Annotated in this window: 4 protein-coding genes and 3 pseudogenes; 3 read left to right on the top strand and 4 right to left on the bottom strand. The window is 34.3% G+C overall.

The features are described from left to right. Positions 1-497: 497 nt before the first annotated feature. Entirely contained in the window at positions 498-740 is a 243-nt protein-coding gene (locus HET73_RS08425) for a zinc-finger domain-containing protein (RefSeq protein WP_246210186.1), read from the bottom strand. Positions 741-814: 74 nt separating this feature from the next. Beyond that, positions 815-1,321: pseudogene (coaD, locus tag HET73_RS05390) on the bottom strand (pantetheine-phosphate adenylyltransferase). Positions 1,322-1,564: 243 nt separating this feature from the next. Here coaD and HET73_RS05395 point away from each other — a divergent pair. Next, positions 1,565-2,556 (top strand): annotated as a pseudogene (locus HET73_RS05395) (glutamine amidotransferase-related protein). A gap of 71 nt (positions 2,557-2,627) precedes the next feature. Here HET73_RS05395 and HET73_RS10115 read toward each other — a convergent pair. Further along, positions 2,628-4,609, bottom strand: a pseudogene (locus HET73_RS10115) (heme lyase CcmF/NrfE family subunit). 1,085 nt (positions 4,610-5,694) lie between these two features. Here HET73_RS10115 and HET73_RS08445 point away from each other — a divergent pair. Continuing rightward, positions 5,695-5,862, top strand: coding sequence for a hypothetical protein (locus HET73_RS08445; protein ID WP_246210191.1), 168 nt, complete (start codon positions 5,695-5,697; stop codon positions 5,860-5,862). Between the two features lie 114 nt (positions 5,863-5,976). Beyond that, positions 5,977-6,132 (top strand): hypothetical protein, encoded by a 156-nt coding sequence (locus tag HET73_RS08450; RefSeq protein ID WP_246210192.1) that lies wholly within the window; start codon positions 5,977-5,979, stop codon positions 6,130-6,132. Positions 6,133-6,161: 29 nt separating this feature from the next. On the opposite strand, the gene HET73_RS05410 is transcribed toward HET73_RS08450, so the two are convergent. Then, the coding region (locus tag HET73_RS05410; protein WP_174134146.1) for a hypothetical protein at positions 6,162-6,442 on the bottom strand (281 nt) is incomplete at its 5' end.

A 6,442-nucleotide genomic window follows, 5' to 3' on the forward strand; every position in this document is an offset into this window, starting at 1 on the left:
AGCACTCAGGAGCCATTTTCCAGCAAGACAATGCTCGGCCACACTCAGCAATGATTTCACAGAAATGCCTTCGACAAGTTGAACCCCTTCCATGGCCCTCACGGTCCCCAGAATTATCCATAATTTAACATGTATGGGACGCCGAGTTGGACATCTTACATGTTTGGCCGACCTAGAGGCCCAATTGCAGCGTTTTTGGGCAAAAATGCCTAAGGACTTTATAAGGAACCTGTGTGTCTCCATTCCAGCACGTTTTGCATCTTGCATTCACTCTAGAGACGGTGCAACAGGATACTAGATCCTCCATTTCATTTGGGAATTTTTCAGCAATAAGTTGTTCCTTTGATCTGAAATTTTAATCATTTCTTAGTATCACCATCAGTTATACGTAGAATAAATTTCATTTTATTCTGAAGATTATTTCATGGTGTTGCATTTTGGATGGCCAGCAGTGTATATAAGCTAGCTAACTTAAAAAAATGAAGTGCTATTAAAGTTCATCCGTGGGTTCTTTCCCTTTTTTTAGCTGCTGCCACAATACACTTTTCAACAGATTTAAATTCTTTAGACTTAAGTTCTTTATATTGAAGTTCTTCAGATTGAAGTTCTTCACTCATTGGCTTATTACAGCAAGGACAAAACGTTTCCTCTCCTTCTTTATGCAAATATATTAATGGATGACCAGAACCCTCATCGTCTTCGTAACCACGACAACAAACTATTATACTATTATCCCCCACTTCTGTTATATTGCTCCTTTAATTTATAATATTTTATGTATTGAATATACATGTTTGAGAATAGAAAATAAACATTATTCTTCGATTCTTACCCTATTCATATTCAGATTAATCAATTCTTTCTGAACTCCCTCTGGCGCGAATTTGCTGGCACTTTCTCCTAATCTCGCTATTTCTTTTACAAAACTTGATGAGATAAATTGAGTGTCTTCAGAGGCAGGAAGAAATATGGTCTCAATTTCCAGAAGAAGTTTATAATTTACCAAACTCATTTGAAACTCATAATCAAAATCCGATACTGCTCTGAGCCCTCTAATGATAACAGAAGCATTTTGCTCTTGGGCAAACTTCATCAACAACCCATTTAAAGATACAACATCTGCATCAATCCCAAACCTTTTCATTTTATTTTCTGCCATGCTTGTTCGTAGCTTTGCGTCAAAAGTAGTACGCTTAGTGATATTTTATGCAACGCCGATTATTAGTTTATCAACTAGTTTACAGACTTTTTTTATTATGTCAATATGTCCAAAGGTTATTGGGTCAAATGTGCCAGGATAAATTCCTATTCGATTATTAATGTTCTTCCTTTATTTTTATACAAATTACTTTAAAAACTTTTAATTGATATAATAACATTTTTTATCTAAAAATGAAAGCATATGGTTGGCCTGATAGCTCAGTTGTTAGAGTAAAGAACTGAAAATCTTTGTGTCGCTGGTTCGATTCCTGCTCAAGCCACTTTCTCTTTCTTACTGAATTTACCTTTTTATTGTAAAATGTTCTATAATATATTATACTATTAATATAGATATCAGGAGATAATGTATAAATATTATAACAGAATACTTAATGCCCTATTAATTGTAGTTCTATTATTTAGCAGCATTACTTATGCAGGCGCTAGTGAAAATTTGCATTCAATAAATGGTGACATAGTTGTTGACTTATTGAAAACAGAAGAAGAAACATATCCACATGAGGCTGGGCTATCTCAAACTATATATGAGATGTTTAATAACTATGGAATTAAGACTGTACTAATTGATTATAATAAGATAATCAGCCTTAAAAAAATTCAGGCAGAGTCTCTTAATCTTGCAAAACAAGAAAAAATACTGGCAAAGAGACTGGCATTAGACCGAATAAAAGTTGAAGTTGCTAAATTTATTAAAGAGCACAAAATTAACAGAATATTTATTCCAGGAAATTACTACAATTTACATTCAGAACCATTTCCTCCCACTCCTTGTGGTCAAATTGTTACTGAGGCAATTGTGAAAATAGTATATGACAATCCTGCAATTCACTTACTTGGTATATGTGGCGGTTTGCAAGGCATTATGAATGCAAAAGGGATTGAAGTAGTGAGTGTGGCAAATCTCGTGAGTGATGAAGAGAAGCAAAGATCTCATTTAAAATCAGCACCTAATCAACAGCAAGAAAATGTACCTTTCCAGCAGATAAAGATAATTCCAAATAGTCGCTAAGCAGAAGTGGTGGCTAAATTTTTACCACCTGACGTAAATGGCTGGTTTTCCACGTGTTTTCCAGATGCTCATTCAAGAGTGATAAATAATACGCCAGAAAATAGAAGAAATTTAGAGTTACTTGGATATAAAGTTACAGCATTCTCCAGTGATGGGGTAATAGAGGCTATTAAAGATAAGCATGGTAATATATACTTTCAAAGTCACCCAGAAGCCCTTGTTGTGAAATCAGATAAAAACCTCTATTTATAAAATCACAAGGCACGTCAGGTTTCAACACTGGTTGCCATAGCAATTATATAAATGATTTTCTTTATCGTACTTGATGGGAACGCTTTAAAAGTTTTTTTATTCTAAACGCTAGATGTTTATTATTGCTTTAGCTGTAAAAATATGTTTACAATCTTTTCAACAAAGAAAAAGCAGCAAGGAGTGAGCCAAAAGCGATAAGGAAGGATCCGAGCCAGATCAGGCATAGGTATTCCAGGTTTATAGTGCACTTTGGTTGCAATTTTGCTCTTACTCTTATCAATCTCGCCAATTGCAACGTAAATATCAGAAAATAGATTATGATAAATACTGCTTTCAACATTTTTCAGACCCTCCACAAGATAAAATCTATATTCAGGTGCTATTCTACCCAATACCTTATTATTCAACAAATTCCTGATATCCATCGTACCTTTTACTGCATGGAAATTCTTCTCTTTTATAAATTCAATATTTCGCAAAGTAACTTTGAATTTATTGATTGTTATGCTATCACCTATTTTTAAGTAGCTCTCTTTTTTTCCCGCCAACCAACTAAATAGGCTATACCGAGTACTAGAATTGCCACTCCAGCATGAGCGAGCATCATTGCATAGTAAGACTTGGAAACTTTTCTTCCTAATAAAATTGATTCAATCGGCGCCACCTTAAATAAACGAATTCTTTTGCTATATGCTTCCAAAACAAAGACTAATAATGCTATGGAGATGATAATTGACAGCACTCTTATTTGCTCCATATGAAATATAAACGGCAAAATAGCTGCAGCACTAAAAAATGAGAATCTGTATTCACGGATTATTGTCAATAGACTATTTCCCTGCCAACGGCAGTATTGCCCAATTATCGTAAGGATTAAAATAGACAGTGCAATTGGGTTAAATAAGGAATTGTAGTATGGTGCTCCAACTGAAATGAGTTCACCGGTCAAGTATTCAAGCATTGTCGCGTATAAAGTGCCAACAAACACGATGAAAAAGGCAGTGATAAATAATAGGTTGTTTATCAACATCATCGTGAAACGTGAGAAGAATTTTTTGCCCTCTGTCATTTGAGTAGCTTGACTGCTCGTCTCTTTTTTCTGGTCAAACACTGGGATGACACTGAAGATGTCCGATTTTTTCTCGCAAATATTACAAATATTACTAAGCTACAGGCTGTAGTTACACCAAGTAAAGCTAACATATAAAGTCCGTATCTTGGATCAAACGTATGCACTGAAGCAAGTATTCCAGAGCGGACTAAAAACGTTCCAGTTATACTCAATATAAAAGTTGTAAACGTGATCAAAACGGCAAAGTTCCTTAAAACATTGAAATTTCGTATCACGAGTAACAGATGTGTCAGTGCTGCTGCAATTAACCAGGGCATCAAAGAGACGTTTTCTACTGGATCCCAAAACCAAAATCCACCCCAACCAAGTTCGCAATATGCCCACCAACTGCCAAGGCTAATGCCCAAAGTAAGTAGTGGCCAAGAAATAAGTACCCAAGGCCTAACTGTTTTAGCCCAAACATTTCCTTCAACGTTTGTAATGAGTCAGCTATAGAAAGCGAAAAAGGAACGCTAAATCCAAGGTATCCTAAATACAATATCGGTGGATGAATAGCAAGACCAATATCTTGCAATATTGGATTAAAACCAAGACCATCTGGTTCAATGCTTGGCATTTTAGGGAAAAAGGATTGGATTCAAGTAAAGCGAACAACAAAAAACAGAAGCAAATTAAGCCCTTAGTGATCAAGGATACCTTCTTCAATTTACTGTCATTAGTTCGTTCTTGTGTCATTCCAGTGTCAAGCACTGGAGGCTATACAAATATCTATTAGTAATAAATAAAAAGTGAGCACTAAGGTCTAAAAAGCAACATAGTCCCTTCTTTATTCCCCTAAACGGCACAGATCTTATAGATCAAAGGTTTCGTTGTATGAGAGTGGTAATACGCGTTTTCGAGTGAGAAATCGTTTATAATGTGACAATAAATTAGTATGACCATTGACGCTGATGCACAGAAAAATATGGCAATAGTGATGGAGCTGAGCGGTAGAAATAAATATGTTAAGGAAAATAAGCAAGCTACAATAGCAAAATATTTCCAAGTTCAGGCATAAACTATAGTTATTTACATGAATAATATTACTAATAACGAGCAAGGAGTCAAAGTTTTAATATATAAGCAAAATTATTATCCATATTTCACAGCTACAATTACGTTCACAGTAAGTAAAAATTAAATATTAAATTTTATACTTTTAATATAGTGTTGAGGTAATACCATGGGTACAATTAAAGTCAGTAAATCTCTATTTAATAGAAATAATAAAGTAAGAAAACATTATGACGAGCCATTAGCTGAAAAAATCTTTATACTATTTTAGGATTTAACGGTAGAAAAGATTTTGAATATAAGACAAATAAATTAGTTAATAATGAAAATTGGCAATTATTCGTTGATTGTTTTTCAAAGGAAATTGATTATGTGGCAACCGAACAAGTTGTAAAAAAACATTGTTTTTGACATTGCTATAAGTGATCTTGGTAGTGCTTTTACCAAAACTGAGCATCTGATATTGAATGAAAAACAAGACAGTAAAATGAGAAGAAGAGCAATTAAAAAGCTATTGGCATTTTGAGAAAGGTCAGACCTGAAAAAGCATTTCATGAACTCTCAGTAATGAAAAAGCAAGCTGAGGATTTTTACAAACCGATTTTTATAAAGCCCAAAGCAAGCAATTACAAGGATTTACTCCATCTGGTGGACAGCTTTTTGCGGAAACTTTAAAATATATCGAAACACTAGAGAAATTGTCTGAAGTAATAAAAGAAGAACTAATTAAAGACGTCTTATTAAGCCAATGTTAGTTCGTTCGATAAAACATTTCCTAAATCACACGGTAAAAGAAGAACTAATTAAAGACGTCTTATTAAGCCAATGTTAGTTCGTTCGATAAAACATATCCTAAATCACACGGTAAAAGAGAAGATGCTATAGCAATACTATCAAGTGATGAGATGAGGAACTTTTACGATAAAAGCGTAGAAGAAGGAGTATTACAGCCACTGGCATCTTAAAAGAATGTAAAAACCTATATGACAAAATACCACCAGGCTGAATATGAATCCATGGGTTCAGTTAACAGAAAAGAACGGAATGAATCTAAGAGTGTAATTGACAGAAAAGAAAAGAAAAAAACTTGACGGAAATAGATAAGTCAATAATCGGAATAATTACCGACATAAAAAAATACAGGGAAGCAATTATTAACAGTAAAAACTTTCAAAATTCTTACATAAAGGAAAAAGAAGAATATCCATTGAGGAGCAATGCATGCCAGAAAATGATTGATATATACCAAAAATGAATTGATGGATATCAGGAGAAAATTTGTCAAAGCTTGATCCAAATAAAAGAAATATTCAAAAGCATTACGCAAGAAACGAGCAGTTCACTTAGTGTGGAAGAATTTGAGTAATATATGCATGAAGCAAAACAGGTTAATGGAGAATTCGATTCAGCTTTATCGAACATGCAGAACAAGTTGGATGCTCAACTGGAAAAAATGGAAAATCCTTCAACAGAACTAAAAGAATCTTCACACATCAGCAGTAAGACTGAAGTAACTCGGTTATAGTTACTTGGATGTTGGGTCTCCTGTACTGTTTATGCAATTTTCTGACTATTAAAAAACTCTGCCCTAGCTTTAGTAAACTCAGTTGAGGGCTTTGAAAAAAACGCAGTTTTTATTGCGCGGTACGCACAAAATAATGCGCAAGCAGCTGTACCTGTTGCAAGGATAATAAATCCAATTTTATCTGCTTTTCTGAAATTTCCAACTGCGGCTTCAATTGCACTGCCGATACTTGTACATAGAAAAACTGCCACACCATAAGAGTATAGTAACGCCTCATTACGATCAACGGCACCAAATAGCTGTCCAACTT

The organism is Wolbachia endosymbiont of Atemnus politus (assembly GCF_013309895.1).